Below are 22220 nucleotides of genomic sequence, written 5' to 3'. Positions count from 1 at the left end.
CACCCGATTGACAAACACCCACAACGCTATGGCCGCACCGGAACGGGTGGAAGGGTGCTTTCTCCGCACCCAGCGACAATGATCGGGTGCCCTTTCACCCAGGGTGGTGAACCGGTAACCGCCGCTCCGCGACACGCCGGTGTGAATAACCGGGCAGAATCGCGACGTGTCCGAAACCTCGGCGGCCTTCGTCCGCCTGCACGCCCGGCTGGCGCCGGTGCCGTTCGTCCCGGAGATCCGACTGCACCAGGCCGACGACGCGATCGGCCTGTGGGAGCTGACCGAGGGCGAGTACCGCAGCGAACAGCCGCCGCCGTTCTGGGCCTTCGCCTGGGCCGGTGGCCAGGCCCTGGCACGCTACCTGCTCGACCACCCGGAGGTGGTCGCCGGACGCCGGGTGCTCGACCTCGCCGCCGGCTCCGGCCTGGTGGCGATCGCCGCCGTCCGGGCCGGCGCCGCCGAGGTACGCGCCGTCGAGGTCGACCCCCGGGCGGTCAGCGCGATCGGCCTGAACGCCGCCGCCAACTCGGCGGTGGTCGAGGCGACCCTGGGCGACATCCTGGACGGCGACCCGGGTGCCGCCGAGGTGGTGCTCGCCGGGGACGTCTTCTACAGCGGGGAGATGGCGAACCGGGTGCTCCGGTTCCTGCTGCGCGGTGCCCGGGCCGGGGCGCGGGTGCTGGTCGGTGACCCGGACCGGGCGTACCTGCCGCGTGACCGGTTCCACCCGCTGCGCGCGTACGACGTGCCGGTGCCGGAGACGCTGGAGAGCGTAACCGTCAAGCGCACCACCGTGTGGGAGCTGAAGCCGCCCCGCGCGCAGCCGCCCCGTGCCGATCGGGACCGGTCGACGGCATAACGTTCCGCAGGTGTTGTTCCGCAGTTGGCAGGGGCCGGTCGAGCGGTCCTGGCCGGACGTCGTACCGGTGCGCGACCAGGTCGGCGTCCGGCATCTGGTGGTGACCCGGCACGCCCTGGTCCGGCAGGTGCTCGGCGACCCGGACGCCTGGCGTCCGGACAACGCGCTGGACGCGGTCACCCCGATCCCGGTCGCCGCGCTGCGGATCCTCGCCCGGCACGGTTTCCGGTTGCCACCGACGCTGGCCAACAACGGCGGCCCGAGCCACCCGGGCATCCGGTCGATCGTCGCCGCGGCCCTGCACCCGCACCGGGTGGCCGAGCAACGACCGTGGCTCACCGCCCTGGTACGGGACCGGGTGGCCGGGCTGCGCGCGACGCTGCGCGCCGGTCGGGAGGTGGACCTGTACGCCGACCTCGCCGCCGACCTGCCGCTGCTGGTCCTGGCCCGGCTGGTCGACCTGCCGCCCGCCGGGGTCGACGCGGTCAAGCGGTTCGCCCGGTCGGCACTGGAGCTGTTCTGGGCACCGGTGGACGCCGACCGGCAGCGGGAACTGGCCGACACGGTCGGTCGGTTCCACCGCGTACTGCGGGAGTTCACCGCCACCGGCGCGGGTCTGACCGCCGAACTGCGGGCCGCCGGGCACCCGCCCGACGTGCTGGTCGGTGCGCTGTTCTTCCTGCTGGTGGCCGGCCAGGAGACCACCTCGCAGTTCCTCACCCTGCTGCTGCACCGGTTGCACGGCGAGGCCGCGACGCTGGCCGCGCTGGCCGACGGCACGGTGTCGGTGGACGACGTGGTCGAGGAGGGGCTGCGGCTGGAACCGCCGATCGTCACCTGGCGCCGGACCGCCGCCCGGGACGGCGTGCTCGGCGGCGTGCCGGTGCCGGCCGGCACGAGCGTGATGCTCTGGCTGGCCCGGGCCGGCCGCGATCCGGCCGTGGTCGCCGACCCGGACGGTTTCCGGCCCGGCCAGCGCGGCTCGCGGCGACACCTCGCCTTCGGGGCCGGCGCGCACCGCTGCGTCGGCGCCCAACTGTCCCGGATGGAGGCCGCGGTGGTGGCGGCCGAGGCGGCGCCGCTGCTGCCCGGCACGACCGTGGTCCGGCCACCGTGGTGCCCGGACAACCTGTCGTTCCGGATGCCGGACGCCTTCGTCCTGCGCGCGGCCACGCCCGCCCGCGCCGCAGCCTGACGAAAGTCAGTACGCTTCCACCGCTTTCGCCTCAGGTGCCGCACCCGGCCGGATCCCTACCGTCACGGTGACATGACGACGGATCCTCAGGGAGGCGAACAATCGTGTTCACGTCATCCCGCGTACTCGCGGTGTTGTTGGCGGTGCTGGTGTCCGGCGGCGCGGTGGCGGCCGGACGACAGCCGGCGCGCGCGGCCACCGACCGGGTGGCGGCGCCGGTCGGCGCCCCGACCCCCGCGCCGGCCGGGTTGTCGCTGCCGGCGCCGACCGGGCGGTACCCGGTGGGCACCACCTGGCTGCACCTGACCGACGACGACCGGCCCGACCCGTGGCGGCCCGAGCGGCGCCGGGAGCTGATGGTGTCGCTGTGGTACCCGGCGCTGCCGGGTTCCGGCCCGGCCGCGCCCTACACCACGGCCGCCGTGTCCGCGCGGATCGTCGCCGCGGAGGGTCTGCCGGTCCCGCCGGACCTGCTCACCACGGTACGCACCAACGCCCGCCGGGACGCCCCGGTACGACCCACGGCGCGCGGCTGGCCGCTGGTGGTCCTCTCCCCCGGCTTCAGCCTGAGCCGGGAGTCGCTGACCGGGCTGGCCGAGGACCTGGCCAGCCGGGGCTACCTGGTGGCCGGGGTGGACCACCCGTACGAGGCGCGCGGGGTGCAGTTCCCCGACGGTCGGGTGGCCGACTGCCTGGCCTGCGACAAGTGGTCCGACGGTACGGCGGCCGCGGTGGTGGAGGGCCGGCGGGCCGACCTGTCGTTCGTGCTGGACCGGCTGACCGGGCGGCGGCCGGCCTGGCCCGGTGCCCGGTTCCTGGACCGCGGCCGGATCGCCCTGGCCGGCCACTCGATCGGCGGCGCGTCGGCGGTGCGCACCCTCGGCACCGACGCCCGGGTGGCCGCCGCCGCCGACCTGGACGGCACCCTGTTCGTGCCGGTCGGGCCGATCGCCAAGCCGGTCCTGCTGGTCGGCTCGCAGCGTCCCGACGACCCCAGTTGGGTCCGCGACCTGGCCGGTCTGACCGGGTGGAAGCGGTGGCTGACCGTCACCGGCAGCGGGCACATGTCGTTCACCGACCGCCCGGTGCTCGGTGCCCAGCTCGGCCTCGACCCGGGCGCCATCCCGGCCGACCGGCAGTTGCTGATCACCCGGGAGTACCTGGCCGCCTTCCTCGATCGGCACCTGCGCGGCCGTCCCGCCCCGCTGCTGGACGGCCCGGCCGCGGCCTACCCCGAGGTCGTTTTCCACACCGACTGAGCACCAGCGGGAGCGGGCCTTCGTCGTGACGCGGGCCCGCTCCCGGCTTCACGCCCCGGGGACCAGGCCGGCCTCGTGGGCGACGATCGCGGCCTGTACCCGGTTACGTACCTCCAGCCGGACGAAGATGCTGCTCAGGTAGCTCTTCACGGTGCCCTCGACGAGGAACAGCCGGGCGGCGATCTCGGCGTTGGACAGCCCCGCCCCGACCAGGGCGAGCACCTCGCGCTCCCGCTCGGTGAGCCCGGCGGTACGCAGCCGGGCCGCCGGGCGGCGGGCCATCCGCCCGCCGTTCAGGTCGATCACCCGTCGGGCCACCGGGGGTGACAGGTAGGCCGCGCCGGACGCGGCGGCCCGGATCCCGGCGACGAGTTCGCGCGGATCGCCGGACTTCAGCAGGAATCCGCTCACCCCGTCGCCGAGCGCCCGGCCGATGTAGTCGTCCTCGCCGAAGGTCGTCAGCATCAGCACCGCCGTCTCCGGCACCAGCCGGCGGATCTCGGCGGCGGCGGTCAGCCCGTCCAGTCGCGGCATCCGGATGTCCAGCAGCGCCACCCGTGGGCGGTGCGCCCGGGCCAGGTCGACCGCGGCCCGACCGTCGGCCGCCTCGGCCACCACCTCGATCTCCGGGTCGCTGGCCAGGATGGCCCGCACCCCGGCCCGGATCATCATCTCGTCGTCGGCCACCAGGACCGGGATCGTCACGGTTGCTCCTCGTCCTCGTTCAGTATGTCCTTGGCCACCAGCCGGCCGGTCTCGAAGCACAACCGGTAGGTCGGCCGGGCCAGCGGGAAGTTCCCGTCGGTGTAGTACTCGCAGCGGGCTCCCGCCGGCACCGGCGGCGCGGGCGACGGTTCGTCGACCTGCCGGCGCGGCAGCCCGGTCAACTCGGACCGGGGCTGGCCGATGCGCATCCCGTCGTACGCCGGGCGGTCCAGCACCGCGTCGACGGTGGCGGCCGGGTAGTAGACCAGCGAGAGCACACCGGCCAGCACCGCCGGCGCGGTCACCGCTACCAGCAGGCTGTGCCGGACCCGCCGCCGCGCGTCGCGCAACCGGTCGGCGGCCCCACCACCCAGCGGGCCGACCATCGCGTCCGGGCCGCCGACCGCTTCCGGCACGGCGACCGGGGCGCCGACCGGAGCGCCGACCAGGGCCGGGTCGACGGGTGCCTCCCCAGCCGCCGGTGCCGCGGCGGCTACCGGCAGGCGGGCGGTCACCGCGAAGCCGCCGTCGTGACGTGGTCCGGCGTGCAGCGCACCACCGAGCAGGCCGATCCCTTCCCGCAGGGCGATCAGGCCGGACCCGGTGGACAGCGGCCCGGCCGGCGCGCCCGGCGGCGGCGCGGCGTTGGTCACGTCCACCTCGAGTTCCCCGCCCACCCGGGTCACCGTCACGGTGACCGCCGCGCCCGGGGCGTACCGGGCCGCGTTGGTCAGGCCCTCCCGTACCACCCGGTGCACCGCCCCAGCCACCAGCGGCGGCAACCCGGCCACCGGATCCACGACCGGCGGTTGGTCCGCTGCCGGCGGCTCGGGGACCACCGCGCGATGTTCCGGGGCCGCCACCGGCGGCCGTACGTCCGTGTCCGGGTGACCGTCGAACCACAGGTCGACGGTCACGCCGGCGTCCCGGGCGCCGGCCACGAGGTCGGCCACCGTACCGGCGACCGGTCGGGTGGGCGCCGGTTCGGGGGTCTCCCGGAGCACGCCGATGATCTCCCGGAGCCGTTCGGTGGCGGCTGCCACGCTGACGCGCAGTTCGGTCGCCGCGGCCCGGTGCCGGGGATCCAGGTCGGCGGCCATCTCCAACGCGCCGGCGCGCAACGCGATAAGGCTCAGTTCGTGCCCCAGCGAGTCGTGCATGTCCCGGGCGATCCGAGCCCGCTCGCGCAGCCGGACCCGTTCGTCGGCGCCGCGCCGCTCGCGTTCCAACGCCTCGGCCTGCCGCCAGCCGGCCAGCACCAGGTCCCACCGCTGCCGCCGGTAGCGCCCGACCAGCCACGGGAACACGCCACCGAACAGCAGGATCGTCGCGGCCAGGTACCAGGTGGCCAGGCTGGCGCCCACCAGCGCCAGGTTGAGCACCGTACCGGCGGCCGCGACCAGGGCGAAGACCGACACCGCCGGCCGCGCCCGGGTCAGCCGCAGCCCGACCAGATAGCTGAGCACCGGGACGGCGAAAACGACGTTGCCGTCGAACCAGGTGCCCAGCAGCACCAGTACCAGCCCGGCCAGCGGCCACCGGCGGCTGCCGACCACCGCCGCCGCGAGCAGCGACAGCAGCCCGACCAACAGCACGACGGAGACCGGCTGCCACGGCGGACCCGACCGACCGTACGCGACGGGAGCCGCCAGGACGGTCCAGAGCAGCCCGTCCCGCAACACCCACCGGCGCGGTGGACGGTCGGGGTGGTCGGCCGGGGTGGCCCCTGTCCGGGCACCCGGGTCGGCCGGGACGATCGCGGCTGGCACGGCGGTCAGGCTACCGACGGTCGGGCCGGACCGTTACCGACGAAAGTCGGGTGCCGCCGGTACGGCTCAGTGCACGTCCTCGGCCCAGGCCCGCCAGTCGTCGAGCACGCCGTACAGGGCGGGGGTGAGCCAGCCGGTGGCCGAGCGTTGGAACACCCCCGGATCCATCCCGCCGGCCCCGTCCGGCACCACGCCGACCAGGTTGGGCACCAGGTCGGTGAGATTGGCCCAGTGCACCAGTTCCGGCTCGGTGGGCCAGGCCCCGAGGACCACCCCGGCCGGCACCGCGCGCCGGTCCAGCGCCTCCAGGGTGAGCGCGATGTGGTTCAGGGTGCCCAGTCCGGCCCGGGCCACCACGACGGCCGGCGCGCCGAGGGACACCGCGAGATCGGCCACCGTCCACGGCTCGCCGGACGGGCGCAGCCCCATCGGGACGAGCAGTCCGCCGGCTCCCTCGATGAGCACCAGGTCGTGGTCGCGCGCCTCGGCCCGGATCGCGTCGGCGACCGCGTACAGCTCCAGCGGTTCCAACGCCGCCACCCGGGCCGCCGCCAGCGGCGCCAGCGGGTCGGGGAAGCTGGCCAGGGTCCGGGTGGTGGTGGGTGCGGACAGCCGGGTGACCACGTCGATGTCGGTCGGCCGACCGTCGGCCACGCCGGTCTGCCCCGGTTTGACCACCGCCACCCGCAGCCCGGCGGCCTGCGCCGCGGCGGCCACCGCGGCGGTCGCCACCGTCTTGCCGACGTCGGTGTCGGTCCCGGTCACCAGCACCGGTCCCCGCCAGGCCCCGCGGTCCGCCGGCGCGGCCCGGACCCCGTCGACGGCGGTCACCTCGTCGACGCCGTCCCCGACCTCATCGACGGTCGCCGTGACGACCGCGGACACCCGCTCGCTCTCCACACTCATGGCGCACACTCCAGGACGGTTCCGAGGGCCCGGTCGAAGTCGGCGCGGGGCACCCCGGCGTTGACGGTCAGCCGGAGCCGGGACCGGTTGTCCGGCGTCGACGGCGGGCGGAAGCACCCGACCGCGACGCCCCGGTCCAGACAGTCGGCGGCCCAGGCCAGCGCGGTCTCCGGACCCGGCGCGGTCACCGAGACCACCGCCGCGTCCGGCGTCGACACCCCGAGTCCGGCCGCACCGAACCGGCGTACCACGGCGGCGGTCCGGTCCGCCAGTTCGGCGCGCAGCCGGTCGCCGGACCGGGCCAGCCCGGCCGCGGCGAGCACCCCGGCCGCCACCGCCGGCGGCAGCGCGGTGTCGAAGATGAAGGTACGTCCGGTCTCGACCAGGTGCCGGACCAGTTCGGCCGGCCCGGCGACCAGTCCGCCGGCCCCGCCCAGCGCCTTGGACAGGGTGGCGGTGACCACCACGTCCGGCTCGCCGGCCAGCCCGGCCGCGGCCACCCCACCGGCGCCGGTCGGACCGAGTACGCCCAGCGCGTGCGCGTCGTCGACCAGCAGCAGCGCGCCGTGCTCCCGGGCCACCGCGTGCAGGTCGGCCAGCGGCGCCAGGTCACCGTCGACCGAGAAGACCGACTCGGTGACCACCACCGCCGGCCGGCCCGGCGCGGCGGCCAGCGCCGCCCGTACGGCGGTCACGTCGGCGTGCGGGGTGACCACCGTCTCGGCACCGGAGAGCCGGCACCCGTCGATCAGCGAGGCGTGGTTGTGCGCGTCGGAGACGAGCAGCGTACGCGGCCCGACCAGCCCCCGGATCGCACCGAGGTTGGCCAGATAGCCGGACGAGTAGACCAGTGCCCGGCGGACACCCAGCCAGTCGGCGAGCGTCTCCTCCAGCGCGGCGTGCAGGTCGGTGGAGCCACGCACCAGCCGGGAGCCGGTCGCGCCCAACCCGTACCCGGGCAGGGCCGCGGCGGCGGCGGCGGTGACCTCGGGGTGCCGGGCCAGCCCCAGGTAGTCGTTGCCGGCCAGGTCGATCACCCGGTCCTCGGCGGCGCGGGGCCGCAGCGTCCGGGTGAGCCCCGCCTTGGCGCGCAGTCGGGCACGCCGGTCCAGTGCCGTCAGCCAGTCGCCCACCACGCGCGCTCCCTCCGTGCTCGGATCCGGGCCGGGACGCCTAGTAGGGTACGTGCCATGCCAGAAATCCTTGACCAGGCCCGTGAGCAGGTGCTGGGTGCCGGCGTCGGCCTCGACGAGACCGGCGTGCTGGCGGTCCTGCGGCTGCCCGACGAGCACCTGCCGGAGGCCCTGCAACTCGCGCACGAGGTACGGCTGCGCTGGTGCGGGCCGGAGGTCGAGGTGGAGGGGATCGTCTCGCTGAAGACCGGCGGCTGCCCCGAGGACTGCCACTTCTGCTCGCAGTCCGGGCTGTTCACCTCGCCCGTCCGGTCGGTCTGGTTGGACATCCCGTCGCTGGTGGAGGCGGCGAAGCAGACCGCCGCGACGGGGGCCACCGAGTTCTGCATCGTGGCCGCGGTACGCGGACCGGACGAGCGGCTGATGCGGCAGATGCGCGACGGGGTCGCCGCGATCAAGGCGGAGGTGGACATCCAGGTCGCCGCGTCGCTGGGCATGCTGACGCAGGCGCAGGTGGACGAGCTGGTCGAGATGGGTGTGCACCGGTACAACCACAACCTGGAGACCTGCCGGTCGTACTTCCCGAACGTGGTCACCACGCACTCGTTCGAGGAGCGCTGGGAAACCCTGCGGATGGTCCGCGAGTCGGGCATGGAGGTCTGCTGCGGCGGCATCCTGGGCCTCGGCGAGAGCGTCGAGCAGCGGGCCGAGTTCGCCGCCCAACTCGCCGCGCTGGACCCGCACGAGGTGCCGCTGAACTTCCTCAATCCCCGGCCGGGCACCCCGTTCGCCGACCGGCCGGTGGTCGACGGAAAGGACGCGCTGCGGGCCATCGTCGCGTTCCGGCTGGCCATGCCGCGCACCATCCTGCGGTACGCCGGCGGTCGGGAGATCACCCTCGGCGACCTGGGCACCCGGGACGGCCTGCTCGGCGGCATCAACGCGGTCATCGTCGGCAACTACCTGACCACGCTGGGCCGGCCGGCCACCGCCGACCTGGACCTGCTCGACGACCTGAAGATGCCGGTCAAGGCCCTGTCGGCGACGATCTGACTGAGGGCCGGCCGGTCCCGCCGTCGACCTACCGGGACGCCGGCAGACGACGATTCGAGCCATTCGGGAGGCACGGTGTCCGCACCCCTACCGCGAACCGCCGGACCGGCCGGCACCGACGGACCACCCTGGTGCGACCGGTGCGGCGAGCCGGCCGCCGCCGGTCCGCACGATGCCTGCGGGGCGGCCCGGCAACTCGAACCGCCCCGGTTCTGCCCGGACTGCCGGCGCCGGATGAAGGTGCAGGTCGTTCCGACCGGCTGGACCGCGGTCTGCGTCCAACACGGCGAGCTGCGCTCCTGACCGGCGCCATCCTCCGCACCGGCCAACTGCCCATCAACACGTCGGCGGATCGAGCCTGAGAATGGGGTTCCGGCACGTGCCGGAACCCCATTCCGCGGATTACCTAGTAGCACTTGAGCGGGCCACCGAAGCTCAACTCGTACCAGTCCGCCTGCCCGTGCCCGGTACGCGGCACGTAGCACCGGCCGCTCGGCTTCGGCCAGTTCCACTGGCAGGCCACCCAGGTGTTCTGGCCGGACGAGTTCTTGTAGTTGTTCTGGCACAGGTAGATGCGACCGGCGGCCGAGACCTGGCCAAGCTTGAAATAGCCGTTCTTGGCGTCGCTGCGGACGTAAATGACGCGCTTGTCATAGCGTACGCACATGGTGGCGCCGTGCCCTGCGGGGGCGAAGCAGTGCAGGTTGCTGGGTGAGGCGAAGACGGTGTCCTTGCTGACGTGTGTGCCGACCTTGTAGTAGAGGGTGGCCGCGGCCGCCGGGGCCTCGGAAACGCCCGCGAAAATCGTACCCATGACGAGCGCGACCAACACGGACCCGATTCTTTTCCAGTGCCTATCCATCAAACGCCCCTATCGGAGTTGCCCTGTTCGGTGGCAACACTCTTGCAAATGCGCCGGGCAGTCCGGCCGTTGCCCGGGCATCCTTGAGTAAACTTTGCGATTTCGTCTGCGCGATGAGGATCAGATAGCGTCGGCGCGCCGGTCGGCGATCGGCGATCGGCTCGAAGATGCCGGTCTACGCCCGGTCGGCGACGAGCTGACGGCCGGCCGGTCCCGCCGGCGACCTCCCGGCCGCCCGGGCGGCACCGCCGGACGGATCTTCGGCCGTCGATTCGCGGCACTAGGGTGATGCCATGCGTAGCCGGGAACCCAGCACCGCCCGACGGACCGGTCCCGCGATGGTCGCCGCGCTGGCCCTGCTCGCCGCGGCGCTCGGCGCGGTCGGCCTGGTCCGGGCCGGCGACGGGTTGCGGCACCGGTCGGCCGTCGTCGACGCGGTCCCGGTGACCGAGGTCCGCGCCGGGACCGGGACCGGACCGCGACCCGGTGTGGTCGTGGCGCACGGCTTCGCCGGGTCGGGTCGGTTGATGACCCCGATCGCCGACACGCTGGCCCGGCGCGGGTACGTCGTCCTGCTGCTGGACTTCGCCGGGCACGGCCGCAACCCGGCGGCGCTGCCCGGCGGCGGTGGTGACGGCGACGCCGGGGCGGCACGGCTCGCCGCCGACCTGGACACGGCGGTCCGCTACCTGCGCTCCCGGCCGGGCGTGGACCCCGGGCGGATCGGCCTGGTGGGACACTCGATGGGCGCGGGCGCGGTCACCGCCTACGCGGTCGCGCATCCGGACATCCGGGCCACGGTGGCGCTCTCGTTGCCGGACGCCGGCGGGCTGCCGACCGGTACGGACCGGCCCCGGTCGTTGCTGCTGCTCTACGGTGGTCTGGAGTTCGCCGGGTTCCGGCAGGCGGCCGACGAGGCGGTACGCCGGGCCGGCACGACCGCCGACCGCAGGGCGGTCGTCGTACCGGGCGTGGAACACATCTCGATCCTGTTCGCCGCCCGGGCCCACGCCGAGACGGTGTCCTGGTTGGACACCGCGCTGACGCCGCCGCCGGTGGCCGGCGACCGGACCGCCCGACCACTGGGCTACCTGCTGCCGGCCGGCCTGCTGCTGCTCGGCTTCCTCCTCCTCTTCCACCCCCTCACCCTGGCGCTGCTCGGCCGGAGACCGCACCGAACCGACACCGCCGAGCGGTCCGGCCCCGCGGCAGCACGCGGCGCAACCGAACGAGTCGACGGCGCGGAGCGGGCCGACCGGGCCTACCGGGGTCGCGTCCCGGCGCCGGCCCTGGTGGGTAACCCGGACGTCGTCGGCCTGCCCGGGGCGGACTTCTGGCGGGCCCTGGCGCGACGGTGGCGGGGGCCGGTCGCGTTGTGCGTGGCGGGCGCGGCGGCGCTGCTCGGCGTGATGCTGGCCCGGTTGCTGCCGTTCGACCGGCTGCCGCTGGCCGTCGGCGGCTACGTCGCCGGGTTCCTCACCGTCACCGGCCTGCTGCTGGCCACCGCCGCCCGCCTGCTGCACGGCCGACCCGCGCCGCACACCGACCGTTCCCGGCGCCGACCGGTCCGGCCGGCGTTCGCGGGGGTGCTGCTGACCGGGTACGCCGCCGCGGCGGTCGCCGTACCGCTCTCCCTCGGCTTCATCCGGGCCGTGCCGACGGGCGCCCGGTGGTGGCTGCTGCCGCTGGTCGTGGCGGCCTGCTGGCTGTTCATGCTCGGCGTGGAACTGCTCACCGGCGGCGGACCGCTGCGCGCGGTGCCGTACGCCGTGGCGGTGCTGATGCTCGCGGTGGCGGCCCTGGCCGGTGTGGCGCCCGGCTTCGTCCTGCTGGTCGTGCCGCTGTTCGGAGGGCTGCTGGCGTGGCAGTTCGGCTGGGCGCTGGTGCTGGACCGGCTGGCCGCCCCGGCCTGGTTGGTGGCGTTGGTCGGTGCCGTGCTGCTCGGCTGGCCGATCGCCACCACCCTGCCGCTGACCGGCTGAGCGGCGCACCCCGGACCGCGGCGCACCCCGCCGACAGCCGGGTGGCCGCGGCAGGACTGCGGGACACCAGTTCGCGGTGGAGTCCGTATCCTCGATGTCGGGCACGGTCCGCGCCGCCGACGCCGCACCGACCGCGCCGAAGCAAGTACACGGGGAGGTGGACCGAATGACAACGGTCGAGGCCGGATCACACCCGGCGGGATCACCCGAGAACGGGACGCGCGAGGTCACGTCGCACGAGGAGTTGCGGGAGTTGCTCGGCCAGCCGAGTCGGCTGGCGATCACCAAGGAACGGACCCGGTTGCACGAGGCCGACCGGCGGTGGCTGGCCGCCTCGCCGATGTGCCTGATCGCCACCGCCGGAGCGGACGGCAGTTGCGACGTCTCCCCCAAGGGCGACCCGCCCGGCTCCGCCCTGGTCCTGGACGACGCCACGATCGCCATCCCGGAGCGGCCCGGCAACAAGCGGGCCGACGGGTTCCACAACATCCTGGACAATCCGCACGTCGGGCTGATCTTCCTGATCCCCGGCCGGGACGACACCCTGCGGATCAACGGCCGGGCCCGGCTGGTCCGGGACGCGCCGTTCTTCGACCGGATGGTGGTGAAGGGCCACCGGCCGCAGTTCGCCGTGGTCGTCGACATCGAGCAGATCTTCTACCACTGCTCGAAGGCGTTCCTGCGGTCGAAGCTGTGGCAGCCGGAGACCTGGCCGGCCGACGACGCCCTGCCGTCCCGGGCCCGGCTCACCCACATGGTGCAGCCCGACACCGACCTGGCCGATCTGGAGCGCCGCTACGGCCCGGACTACGTCAAGGGCCTCTACCAGCAGCAGTGAACGCCGACGGTGGAGAGCGGACGGCGGTGGGCCCGGGCGCGACCGGGCCCACCGCCGGACCACCGGTGGATCAACCGGTGGTGCAGGCCACGCCGTTCAGCGTGAACGACGCCGGCCTCGGATTGGTGCCGTTGGACGTACCTTGGAAGCCGAAGCTGGTCGACGCGCCGGGTGCCAGGGTGCCGTTGTAGGACAGGTTGCGGGCGTTGACCGCCGAGCCGCTCTGGGTGACCTCCGCCGACCACGCCTGGGTGACCCGCTGGCCGGCGGTGAAGGCCCAGGCCAGGTTCCAGCTGGTCAACGTGGTGCCGCCGGTGTTCCGGATGGTGACCGTCGCGGTGAACCCGTTGCTCCAGTCGCTGGTGGTCCAGGTCACCTGGCAGGGCCCGGCGGGCGTCGGCGTCGGCCCGCCCGTCGGGGTGACGGTGGGGGTCGGGGTCGGCGTCGGGCTCGACGTGGCGGTGGGGGTCGGCGTGGGCGACCCGGTCGCCGTCGGGGTGGGCGTGGGGATGCCGGTCGGCTCGTCGCCCCAGACCTTCACCCCGGCCTCGTACAGCGGCACCTTGCGGTTCGGACCGGTGGCCGCCTGGTACGACGGATCGTCGGCCGGGTTCCACGTGCCGCCCTCGGCGACGCCGACCTTGAACTGCACCTCCATCCGGTGCTGCGACTGCCCGGCCGGCGCGATGGTGTAGCCGGTGCAGTCCACCTGCACGTACCAGAGGTTGCCGGAGACCCGGGTGGCGGTGCTCGGCGACGGGCAGCCCTGGGTGTAGCCGGGGGTCACCACGGGCGCCGCCGAGCCGTCCACGGTGACGTAGTAGCGGAAGCTGGCACGGGTGAGCGCCCGGGCCGGGAACGCCGACTTGTTGTAGATGATCGCCTTCAGTCCGGTGGACCGGGTCTCGTTCTGCATCACCGTGGTCTCCACGGTCAGCTCGTCCATGTCCGGTTTCTCGGCGGTCGGGAAGCCGGCGAGCGGGCTGCCGCCGTACTCGGTCTGCAGCCGGGCCAGGGCGGAGGTGAAGCCGGCGTTGTAGTCGGTGGCCACCTCGTTCATCACGTAGTTGGACCGCTCGTCGGTGTACGCGTCGTCGGGCGAGGACGGGCCGCCGACCAGGGCACCGTAGAGGACGTGCCGGGTCTCGGCGGGTACGGTCTGGTTGTCCCACCAGGAGCCGTGCGCGGTGCGGTGGTGCGGGTTCTTCGGCGAGTTGGCGCCGAAGCCGATCAGGTAGCTGGACTTGCGCGGATTGTCGCCGAGCGCGTAGCCGATCTGCCGGACCGCGAAGTCGTGGTACCGCGTCCTACGGGTCGCGTCGGTGGTCTTGTCGGCGTAGACCAGCGCGGCGAACGCGGTGTTGGCGGCGTAGCGCAGCGAGCCCCACGAGTCGAGCACCGCCTCGCCGCCGGGCGAGTAGCGCACCTTCTCGCCGTTCACCCCGACGGTCCACCAGTCCAGCCACCGGTTCGCGTCGTCGACGTACTTCTGCTTGCCGGTCAGGTTGGCCAGCAGCACGTACGCCCCGAACTGCTTGTTGTCCCAGGCCAGGGTCCATTTGTAGGAACGGGTGGTGGTCTGCGGTTCGGTGCCGAGCTTGTCGTACTCGCTCTCGGCCTTGGCGAGGTAGCTCGCGTCGCCGGTGGCCCGGTGCAACCAGATCGCGCCCCAGACCAGCTCGTCCTGGTAGCCGCTCCAGGACTTGTAGAACGCCTGCGCGTCGGTGATGCAGTCGCTGTACACCTTCCGCACGCTGTCGGCGAAGCTGTAGAGCTGCTTGGCGTGGCTGAGCAGCTTGTCGGCGTAGGCCGCGTCGGTGGGCCGGAAGACCATCGACGAGGCGGCCAGCGCGGCCGCCGTCTCACCGGCCAGGTCCGATCCGCCACAGCTCGCGTCGATCTTGTACGCCGGCCGCGCCATCGGCAGCACCTCGGCCGGTCCCCACCACTTGTGGTCGTCGTCGCCCTTGCCGACCTGTCCGTAGAGGACGTTCGCCGAGGGGTGTGCCTTGATGAAGTAGTCGTTGACCCAGCGCAGGCTGTCCAGCAGGTACGGCAGTTGGCCGGAGTTCGCGTAGCCGGCCCGGTACTCGACCGCGCCCCAGGCCAGCATGGTGGCGCTGAACGCCATCGGGAAGCCGAACTTCACGTGGTCGCCCGCGTCGTACCAGCCGCCGGTGAGGTCGACGCCCGTGCCGGCCCCGTCGGTGAGCGCGGAGTCGCCGCGCCAGGAGACCCGGTTGCCGGCGGGCAGTTTGCCGGACCGCTGCGCCTCGTAGAAGAACAGCGACTTCTGCAGCGCCTCGCCGTAGTTGAAGGTGGCGGTCGTACCGGCGGGGGCGGTGGCCGGGGTCTGGCCGGCGGCGTCGGCCGGGACGGCCGCGGCGGCGGTGGTCAGGCCGACCGCCAGGGCGAACGCGCCGAGCGCGGCGAGCGAGATCCGCCGCCAGGATCGTCTTCCCGGACGCGGGGTGGGGCTCGGGCCGTACGACCCGACCGGACGGACCATCGTGCAGCTCCTGTCAACGGCGTTGCGGGCGTGTTACGCGAGTGCCCGGAGATGGCGACATGACCAGCGCTGGGAGCGCTTCCATGGATGAACCACAATGTAGCGGCTCGGTTGCCACCTTGTGAAGCGGGCAGCGCCGCGAGCTTGGCCAGACGGCGCCGCGGGCTCACCCGGACCGCGCGGGTGTTCGTCGCCGCGCACTCCACCTCGGAACAGGTCGGCCTGGTGCGGGCGGCCGTCGAACGGTTCACCGCGTCGACCGGTCTCCGGTTCACCGACGACCCGACCTCGGCCGGCTTCCGGGCGACGTACTGCGCCGGGGCGGCGGTGCCCCGGGCGGTGGCGGGGACGCTGCCGGCGTACTTCACCGTCTGGCTGACCTGCCCCGGCGCGTTCCCGGCGCTGGCGGAGGAACTCGGGCGGGTGCCGGGCGTGCTGGCCGTGCGCCGCGCCCCGGACGGCGGGTGAGCCCGGCGGCGGCCGCCGGCCGGACCCGGTTCGATCGGGGTCCGGCCGGCGGGTCGGCGGCTCAGATGCCGCAGTTGCTGGCCGACCAGAACCGGCTCGACTTGTTCGCCACGTGGGTGTGGTCGCTGTGGCCCGGGTAACCGGGACCGAGGATCTCGTTGAAGCCGTGGTAGCGGGCCCGCTGCGCCAACGTGCACAGCGAGTGTGGGCTCACGCCGAGATCGACGGCGTCGCCGTAGAGATGCCGGCTGGTCGCCGAGTGACCGGCCGCGTTGTTGCACGCCGTGCTGCGAAACCCGCTGGTGACCCGGATCGACTGGTCACCCAGGGCGTGCCGCAGCCGTCGGCGTGCGCGGGGGCCGCGGTGCTCACCGCTCCGATGACGCTCGCGGCCACGGCGAGGGCCAGGGCCATCAGGTCAGGCCCGGATCCGGCGTACCCAGTCGTGGGTGAGTGCGCGCAGCAGCGCCGGCTGTTCGTACGGCAGGTAGTGCCCGGCGGAGTCGACGACCGTGTAGGTCCCGCGGGGATAACGGTCCATGGCGCGGAACTGGTCGACGTAGCCGACGATCCCGTCCTGCCGGCCGGCGACCACGCTGACCGGTCCGGGATGACCCACCTCGGCGTCCTCGTCGGGCAACGGGTAGCCCGCGCCGCCGCGCAGCTCGGTCAGGAACGCCTCGTCGCCCGGTCCGCCCGCGTCCAACGCCGCGAGCACCGTCGAGACGACCTCCGACGTACGGTTTCCCAGCGCCGCGTCGAAGTGCTCGCGCAGGGATGCCGGCGCCGCGTCGAGCCACCCCGCGGGCGCCTCCGGTGGCGCGTCCTCGGGCAGCGTCCGGTCGCTCGGGGCGATCCGTACCCCGGGGTTGACCAGGAGCAGTCCGGCCACGCGTCCGGGGTACCGGCGGGCGATCCCGGCGGCCAGATAGCCGCCGTACGACCCGCCGGCCAGCAGGACCGGCCCGTCGACGTACCCGTCGAGCCACCCGCACACCGTCTCCAGCACCGCCACCGACCGGGCCGGGCACACGGCGGGACTGTCGCCGTGACCGGGCAGGTCCGGATACACCTCCCGCAGGCCGGTGCCGGCGAACGCGGGCGCGAAGGCCACGGCCGTGGCGACCCGCGTCATGCCGAACATCGGCAGGCACACCACCACCGGCCCACCGGTCCCCGAGTCGTCCACCGCCAGCGTCATGCCCGACTCTCCCCTGTGCGTGTGGTGCCCGTCCCGGTCGCCATCCGGCCATGAGACACCACCGCCCGCCCCCGCCGCCAAGAGAATTCGCCACCGGCGAAACCCGCCCCCGCGCGAGTTGTCGCGATCATCTCGGCATCCAGGTCACCGACGTCGAAGCGTCGCTGGCCTTCTATCTGCGTACGTTCGGGCCGATCGGGATGCGCGAGGCGGTCCGCATCCCGCACGACGGGTCGCTGGTCGTCGGCCTCGCCGGGCCCGACGGCGTGCCCGACTTCTGGCTGAGCCCGTCGGTCGGCGGTGAGACCCGAGAGGCACACGTCGCCTTCCGGGCCGCTGACCGACAGTCCGTCGACGCCGTCCACGCCGCCGCCGTGGCCGCCAGCACCGAGGTCCTGCACGCGCCGCGCGAGTGGCCCGAGTACCACCCGGGTTACTACGCCGTCTTCCTGCGCGACCCCGACGGCCACAACGTGGAGGCCGTCCACCACGGACAATGACTCCCGGGACGGGAGCAGCTCGTCACTCTCGTCCTCCAACCGGCTGTTCGGCGTGCCGCGCCCGCCCCGGGGTGGCACGCCGGCGCGGTTGACTTCAACCCTGGTTGATGTGTTGTAGTCCGTTCATGATCGTCGAAGAAGAGCGTGATCTGACCGGCCTACGGGTCGTCGTCACCGGCGCGGGCCGGGACACCGGTCGTACCCTGGCGACGGCGCTCGCCGAACGCGGAGCGCACGTGTTCGTCTCGGCCCGGGACCCGGCGGCGGCCGAACGCACCGCCGAGGCGATCGCGCGGGGCGGCGTCGGGACCGCCGAGCCGTTCCGGTGCGATCTGGCGGATCACGTTTCCGTCCGTGGCTTCGCGGCGTCGCTGGCGGCCCGCACCGACCGGGTCGACGTCCTGGTGAACAACGCGGCGGCGTACCTGAGCGTGCCGGACCTCGACGGCGTCGACGACGACGCGATCGCCGCGACGATCGGCGCAACCGCCACCGGTACGGTGCTGCTCACCAAACATGTGCTGCCGCTGCTCCGGGCATCGGCGCGGCCCGACATCGTCAACCTGGTCTCGGCCTGCGGCGAGGTCGGGCATCACCGGTCCGCTGCCCATCCGGCCTACTACGCCGCCAAGCACGCGCAGGCCGGGTTCGCCGAGATCCTGTCCCATCGGCTGCGTCCCGAGGGGATCCGGGTCATCTCGCTGTTCCCGCCGGACTTCGTCCAGGACGGGCCGCGTGCGGCGGACGGCCCGCTCACCGCGCGGTCGGTGGTGGAGTGCGCGCTGTTCGCGATCGGTCAGCCGCGCGACTGCTTCATCCGAGAGTTCCGGTTCGAGCAACACCGGCCCCGGGATGGTTCGTCCGTCGCGGACGAATGAGTCAACGCGTCCAGAACTGGCGGGGAGCGAACCCCGCACGGCGGAGGCAGCGTTCGGCGTGGACGGCGCGATTCGGCTCCACCACCACCGGGGTGTCGCGTGGTGGTTCGGTGGGCGGGCGCCCCGTTCGACGTGCTGCCGCTCCAGGAGCCTCAGCATCGTCGGTGGTACCGGTTTCGGCGGGGTCGCCGGGTCTGGTCCAGCCAGGCCGGCGGCAGGAACTCCGGCAGTCCGTCGGCCCCGAGCCGCACCTGCCACTCGCCGCGGTGGACGACCCGGTGGTGGTAGCGGCACAGCAGTACCGCGTTGGCCAGGCTGGTCTCCCCACCGTCGGCCCAGTGGACGATATGGTGCCCGTCGGTCCAGCGGGGCGGCCGGTCACAGCCGGGGAACGCGCACCCACCGTCGCGCAGCACCAGCGCCCGGCGCAGTGGTCCGCTGAACAACCGCCGTTGCCGACCCACGTCGAGCACCTGACCCGCGCCGTCCAGGACAGCCGGCACGATGCCCGCGTCGCAGGCCAGCCGCCGCGCCGCCGCCGCTGTGATGGCTTCGCCAGTGTCCAGCACGGCAGCGACGGATCCAGCGGCCGAGGCGGGCCCGGCGGTCACGGCGGTCGTGGCGGTCGTGGCGGACCCGGTGCCCGAGGCGGACCCGGCGGTCGAGGCAAGACCGGCGCCCGAGGCAGCCGCGGCACGATCGGCGGTCGAGGTGCGGCTCCGTGCCGAGCCAGGCCGCCGAGGGGTGGTTGCGGCGAGGCTGGCACCCAGGGTGGTTGCGGCGAGGGCCTGGTGCAGTGCCTCCAGGGTGACCGTGACGACGATCTGTGGTCGATCGCCGCCGTTGTCCGGCAGCTCGGCCGTGGCGAGGGCGAGGCGGCAGACCTCGGTGAGCGCGTCGGCGCGCCGTTGTCCGGGCGACCGGTCGTCTCCCACACCGGTGGGCGCACACAGCGGATCGATGGCCGCACGCACCGCGGCGGCGCTCTCCACGTCCAACCTGCCGGACACCCGCACCTGTCCGGACGCGTCCGGCGACGACAGGGTGAAGTGCCGGCGGTCGTACGCCCGGGCCTCGGCCCGTTCCAGGGCGACCCGCTCGGCTTCCTCGGCGACGTCGGGGGCGACGTGGGTGAGGATCCGGGTGCCCAGCCGGCGCAGGACGGCCGGCTCGAAGTCCGCCGCGGCGTCGACCAGGGCCTGGGCGGCCTTGTCGACCACCTCGGCGCCCACCGTCTCGGGCAGCTGGCCGAGGGCGTCGCAGATCGCCTGCGACTGCTCGACCCCGACCACTCCCCGGCCCAGCGCCACCCGCACCACGTTCGGCAGCCCGTCCAGTGCCGAGGCCAGGGCGACGGTCCGGCGGGCGGTGCGGACGTCGACGCGCAGCCGGTCGCGCAACCACACCGCCGTGGACGACGCGCCGTGCCCACCGCCGAGTGCCCGACCGTCCACCTCGCGGATCAGTGCCAGTTTCACGGCGGCCAGCCGTTGCTCCAGCCGATGCACCGCCACCAACGACCCCACCAGGTCGGCCTCGGACAGCGCCCACACCGGAACGTCGACACAGGACGAGACCTGCTCGTCCGCCCGCGCCAGCGCCGCCATCATGGACCCAGATTAGAACACCAGTACGATAAATTTCGCCCATGCGGGGAACGGATCCGGGTACAAATGCCGCTGGATCCCGGGGCCGTTCCCGACCCTTGCCGCCGAACGAGCACCCGCATGAGATTGGGTAGGAAAACAACCCGCCATCGCACGGACCGGTCCTGATACCCGCCGAGGTACCGGCCGACGCCCCCGGCCCACGGCACACCGACCCAACCCAAGCCATCCCAAGGCCACCCAGGGCCGACCCGACCCGGCCACGTTCGGCCCGAGAGCCCACGCCAACTCGACGGACCACGCCCGGTCCGGCGGGGACCGCCGCTCCCGGTCAGCGCGGGGTGGGCTGGGTGGGTGGGGTGACCGGGGTCAGCGGCACCGTAACGGTCAGCAGACCGCCGTCCGGTTCGGACGGTCCGGCCGCGCCGAGGCGGTGCAGGATCCGCAGCATGGCCGCGTTCTCCGCCTCGGTGTGCACGACCAGCGCGGCGTGGCCGGTCCGGCCGGCGTGCGCGGCCAACCGGCGCAGCAGCGCGCCGCCCAGGCCGCGGTGCTGCCAGGCGTCCTCGACCAGGATGGCCGCCTCGGCCAGGTCGCCCTCGACCACCAGGTTCGCCAGCGCCACCACGTGTGCCGGCGCGCCGTCCACGCCGCCGGCCACCGCCACCAGGCTGACCCCGTCGGCGGGATCGAGCAGCCGGGCCAGCCGTTCCCCGGACGGGACCTCCCGATCCAGGTAGCGGTGCCACCGGCTGGCCGTCGAGCAGCGCCGGTGCATCGCCCGTACCGCGGGCACGTCGTCCCGGGTGGCCGGTCGTACGGTCAGTTCCGCGCCGTCGGGCAGGACCAGGGTGACCCGCTCGGCGACCCGTCGCCCGACGGCCGCGGCGACCTCGACCAGCGCCTGCGCGCGGGCGTACTCGGCCGGCGTGAAGCTCGGCTCGGTCCGGGCCACCTCGAACGACCCGCCGCTCGGGTCGGGCAGCCACATGGTGTGCTCGCCGTAGCCGCGCCCGCCCGGCGCCGCCGGGTCCTCGGTGGTGCGTCGCGGCCCGGGTACGGGACGCCAGGTCACCGCGCTCGCGCCGAGCAGGGCGCGCAGCGACTCGCCGAGCGCGTCCGGGTCGCGGACCAGCCGGGCCGCCAGGCCGAGCGCCCGGGTGGGCTGGTCGACCAGGACCTTCGCCTCGCTACGGGCCACCCAGCAGTTGCGGCCCCGACCGCGTTCCACGGCGGCGACCAGTTCCGCCGCGCCGAGCGAGTCGGGCGCGTCGACCAGGAAGTCGTCCGCCGCGCCCGCCTCGGTGGTGTGCACCTGCACGCTCAGGATGTTGACGTTCCGCAGGGCGAGGCTCGCGGTCAGCACGGACAGGTATCCGGGCCGGTCGTCGACCGTCGCTCTGATCCGCCAGAGTGCCATCTCGGGCCCTCCACTTCTCCCCAGGCTCAAGCTTGCGCCTGTCCCAGGCTCCCCGGCTGCTGTTTCCGAGCGATTGCGGTGACCGCACAGCTTCCGTGCGTGTCGGGATCACCCGTGTGGGTTGTGCCACAACGACGAAGAAGGCGCCCGACGGGACGCCTGAAAGGGGCGCCGACGGGCGCCCGGGCGTTACCAGCCGGTCGGGACGGGCGGAGTCCGTAGTGTTCCGCCCGGCCCGACCGGACCGGTTCCGCACCCTGCGGGGCCCCACGACCCGCGAGGGTGGTTCAGGGGGTCGCGCTCAGCGGCGGAGCGCCGACCAGGTCGAGCCGGTCACCCAGGATGACCGCGGCCGCGCGGACCAACTGGGCCACCCGGTCCACCTCGGTGACGTGGAACGCGGCGGGTGACAGTTCCTCGGTCTCGGTACCGCGGGCCACCAGCAGCACCAGCCCGGCCCGGCCGAACGGGGCGACCGCGTAGTGCACGCCGGCCGGCGTGTCCAGCGCGCGGGCCCGCAGCGGGGTCACCTCGGGCAGTCGTACCGCGTCGGGGGCGCGCCAACTCGCGTACGCCACTCTGGGTTCGCCGCCCCCGCCGTCGCCGTCGCCGGTCCGCGCGGCGCTGCGGGCCGCCCAGTCCGCCGGTACGACGGCGGCCGCGGCCCAGTCGGCGGCCAGCAACCCCGGTACGGCGTCCACCAGCGTGCCGACGCCGTCCCGCGGGTTGGCCGCGACCTGGGCGAGCAGCTCGGCGTCCTGACCGCCGCTGTTCGGCGCGCCCATCGCCCGCCACATCCCCTCCACCTGTACGCCCGGGATCGCGCCGAGCCCGGCGAGCAGTCGTTCCACCCGGGCGGTGCCCGGCCAGACCACGGTGAAGTCGTCGATCGCCCGGCCGCCGAGGCGCTCCAGGACGACCACCTGCACGATGTCCGCCCCGGCCACGCCCAGCGTGCGGGCCACCTGGCCGAGCGTGCCGGGCCGGTCGGGCAACGCCACCCGTACCCTGAGCAACATGCGTCGTCCCCCTCCGTGAGCCGACCGGCGGAAGCCAACCGGCGGTGTACCGGTGGC

Annotated in this window: 21 protein-coding genes; 10 read left to right on the top strand and 11 right to left on the bottom strand. The window is 74.1% G+C overall.

Annotation, left to right across the window (positions count from 1 at the left end):
• Nucleotides 1-166: 166 nt before the first annotated feature.
• From ACFOX0_RS05565 to ACFOX0_RS05555, 3 genes are all read left to right on the top strand, one after another.
• The gene (locus ACFOX0_RS05565; protein ID WP_377542446.1) at nucleotides 167-859 is read left to right on the top strand and encodes a class I SAM-dependent methyltransferase; all 693 of its coding nucleotides are present in this window, start codon (nucleotides 167-169) and stop codon (nucleotides 857-859) included.
• A gap of 10 nt (nucleotides 860-869) precedes the next feature.
• Nucleotides 870-2054, top strand: coding sequence for a cytochrome P450 (locus tag ACFOX0_RS05560; RefSeq protein WP_377542445.1), 1185 nt, complete (start codon nucleotides 870-872; stop codon nucleotides 2052-2054).
• A gap of 104 nt (nucleotides 2055-2158) precedes the next feature.
• The gene (locus tag ACFOX0_RS05555; protein WP_377542444.1) at nucleotides 2159-3313 is read left to right on the top strand and encodes an alpha/beta hydrolase family protein; all 1155 of its coding nucleotides are present in this window, start codon (nucleotides 2159-2161) and stop codon (nucleotides 3311-3313) included.
• A 48-nt stretch (nucleotides 3314-3361) separates the two neighbouring features.
• On the opposite strand, the gene ACFOX0_RS05550 is transcribed toward ACFOX0_RS05555, so the two are convergent.
• From ACFOX0_RS05550 to ACFOX0_RS05535, 4 genes are all read right to left on the bottom strand, one after another.
• The gene (locus tag ACFOX0_RS05550; protein ID WP_377542443.1) at nucleotides 3362-4018 is read right to left on the bottom strand and encodes a response regulator transcription factor; all 657 of its coding nucleotides are present in this window, start codon (nucleotides 4016-4018) and stop codon (nucleotides 3362-3364) included.
• Nucleotides 4015-5787 carry a sensor histidine kinase gene (locus ACFOX0_RS05545; protein ID WP_377542442.1) on the bottom strand — a complete coding sequence of 591 codons (1773 nt, stop codon included), beginning with the start codon at nucleotides 5785-5787 and terminating at the stop codon, nucleotides 4015-4017. Before ACFOX0_RS05545 ends, ACFOX0_RS05550 begins: the two co-directional genes overlap by 4 nt.
• A gap of 66 nt (nucleotides 5788-5853) precedes the next feature.
• Nucleotides 5854-6558: a dethiobiotin synthase gene (gene bioD / locus ACFOX0_RS05540; protein ID WP_377542539.1), complete on the bottom strand. Its 705-nt coding sequence runs from the start codon at nucleotides 6556-6558 to the stop codon at nucleotides 5854-5856.
• A 131-nt stretch (nucleotides 6559-6689) separates the two neighbouring features.
• Nucleotides 6690-7826 carry an 8-amino-7-oxononanoate synthase gene (locus ACFOX0_RS05535; RefSeq protein ID WP_377542538.1) on the bottom strand — a complete coding sequence of 379 codons (1137 nt, stop codon included), beginning with the start codon at nucleotides 7824-7826 and terminating at the stop codon, nucleotides 6690-6692.
• 57 nt (nucleotides 7827-7883) lie between these two features.
• Here ACFOX0_RS05535 and bioB point away from each other — a divergent pair, with 57 nt between their 5' ends.
• Complete coding sequence (gene bioB / locus ACFOX0_RS05530) at nucleotides 7884-8879, top strand: biotin synthase BioB (protein ID WP_377542441.1); 996 nt, start codon at nucleotides 7884-7886, stop codon at nucleotides 8877-8879.
• A gap of 75 nt (nucleotides 8880-8954) precedes the next feature.
• Entirely contained in the window at nucleotides 8955-9182 is a 228-nt protein-coding gene (gene bsaP, locus ACFOX0_RS05525) for a biotin synthase auxiliary protein BsaP (protein ID WP_377542440.1), read from the top strand.
• Nucleotides 9183-9285: 103 nt separating this feature from the next.
• On the opposite strand, the gene ACFOX0_RS05520 is transcribed toward bsaP, so the two are convergent.
• Nucleotides 9286-9711, bottom strand: coding sequence for a hypothetical protein (locus tag ACFOX0_RS05520; RefSeq protein ID WP_377542438.1), 426 nt, complete (start codon nucleotides 9709-9711; stop codon nucleotides 9286-9288).
• 323 nt (nucleotides 9712-10034) lie between these two features.
• Between ACFOX0_RS05520 and ACFOX0_RS05515 the strand changes: the two genes are divergently transcribed.
• Nucleotides 10035-11723 (top strand): dienelactone hydrolase family protein, encoded by a 1689-nt coding sequence (locus ACFOX0_RS05515; RefSeq protein WP_377542437.1) that lies wholly within the window; start codon nucleotides 10035-10037, stop codon nucleotides 11721-11723.
• A gap of 166 nt (nucleotides 11724-11889) precedes the next feature.
• Complete coding sequence (locus ACFOX0_RS05510; protein ID WP_377542436.1) at nucleotides 11890-12561, top strand: pyridoxamine 5'-phosphate oxidase family protein; 672 nt, start codon at nucleotides 11890-11892, stop codon at nucleotides 12559-12561.
• 70 nt (nucleotides 12562-12631) lie between these two features.
• Here the strand turns inward: ACFOX0_RS05510 and ACFOX0_RS05505 are convergent, their stop codons facing one another.
• Nucleotides 12632-15070, bottom strand: a complete 2439-nt coding sequence (locus ACFOX0_RS05505) for a glycoside hydrolase family 9 protein (RefSeq protein ID WP_377542435.1) — start codon at nucleotides 15068-15070, stop codon at nucleotides 12632-12634.
• 144 nt (nucleotides 15071-15214) lie between these two features.
• Here ACFOX0_RS05505 and ACFOX0_RS05500 point away from each other — a divergent pair, with 144 nt between their 5' ends.
• On the top strand, nucleotides 15215-15538 hold the full coding sequence (locus ACFOX0_RS05500; RefSeq protein ID WP_377542433.1) for a hypothetical protein: 324 nt from the start codon (nucleotides 15215-15217) through the stop codon (nucleotides 15536-15538).
• 61 nt (nucleotides 15539-15599) lie between these two features.
• Here ACFOX0_RS05500 and ACFOX0_RS05495 read toward each other — a convergent pair whose 3' ends face one another.
• Together ACFOX0_RS05495 and ACFOX0_RS05490 are read right to left on the bottom strand one after the other, a co-directional pair.
• Complete coding sequence (locus ACFOX0_RS05495) at nucleotides 15600-15878, bottom strand: D-Ala-D-Ala carboxypeptidase family metallohydrolase (RefSeq protein WP_377542537.1); 279 nt, start codon at nucleotides 15876-15878, stop codon at nucleotides 15600-15602.
• Nucleotides 15879-15956: 78 nt separating this feature from the next.
• Nucleotides 15957-16739, bottom strand: coding sequence for an alpha/beta fold hydrolase (locus tag ACFOX0_RS05490; protein ID WP_377542432.1), 783 nt, complete (start codon nucleotides 16737-16739; stop codon nucleotides 15957-15959).
• Between the two features lie 50 nt (nucleotides 16740-16789).
• Between ACFOX0_RS05490 and ACFOX0_RS05485 the strand changes: the two genes are divergently transcribed.
• Both ACFOX0_RS05485 and ACFOX0_RS05480 read left to right on the top strand, forming a co-directional pair.
• Nucleotides 16790-17239: a VOC family protein gene (locus tag ACFOX0_RS05485; RefSeq protein ID WP_377542431.1), complete on the top strand. Its 450-nt coding sequence runs from the start codon at nucleotides 16790-16792 to the stop codon at nucleotides 17237-17239.
• A gap of 125 nt (nucleotides 17240-17364) precedes the next feature.
• The gene (locus tag ACFOX0_RS05480; RefSeq protein WP_377542429.1) at nucleotides 17365-18117 is read left to right on the top strand and encodes an SDR family NAD(P)-dependent oxidoreductase; all 753 of its coding nucleotides are present in this window, start codon (nucleotides 17365-17367) and stop codon (nucleotides 18115-18117) included.
• Between the two features lie 152 nt (nucleotides 18118-18269).
• On the opposite strand, the gene ACFOX0_RS05475 is transcribed toward ACFOX0_RS05480, so the two are convergent.
• The 3 genes from ACFOX0_RS05475 to ACFOX0_RS05465 form a co-directional block, all read right to left on the bottom strand.
• On the bottom strand, nucleotides 18270-19727 hold the full coding sequence (locus tag ACFOX0_RS05475; protein WP_377542428.1) for an HNH endonuclease signature motif containing protein: 1458 nt from the start codon (nucleotides 19725-19727) through the stop codon (nucleotides 18270-18272).
• Between the two features lie 328 nt (nucleotides 19728-20055).
• Entirely contained in the window at nucleotides 20056-21144 is a 1089-nt protein-coding gene (locus ACFOX0_RS05470; RefSeq protein ID WP_377542427.1) for a GNAT family N-acetyltransferase, read from the bottom strand.
• Nucleotides 21145-21431: 287 nt separating this feature from the next.
• A complete protein-coding gene (locus ACFOX0_RS05465; protein ID WP_377542426.1) occupies nucleotides 21432-22163 on the bottom strand; it encodes an amino acid-binding protein in 732 nt (243 codons plus the stop codon).
• Nucleotides 22164-22220 lie beyond the last annotated feature (57 nt).

It is taken from the genome of Micromonospora zhanjiangensis, assembly GCF_042650605.1.
GTDB lineage: Bacteria > Actinomycetota > Actinomycetes > Mycobacteriales > Micromonosporaceae > Micromonospora_J > Micromonospora_J zhanjiangensis.
Note: the sequence above shows the minus strand (reverse complement) of the source record. Positions and strands in the feature narration are given on the sequence as shown.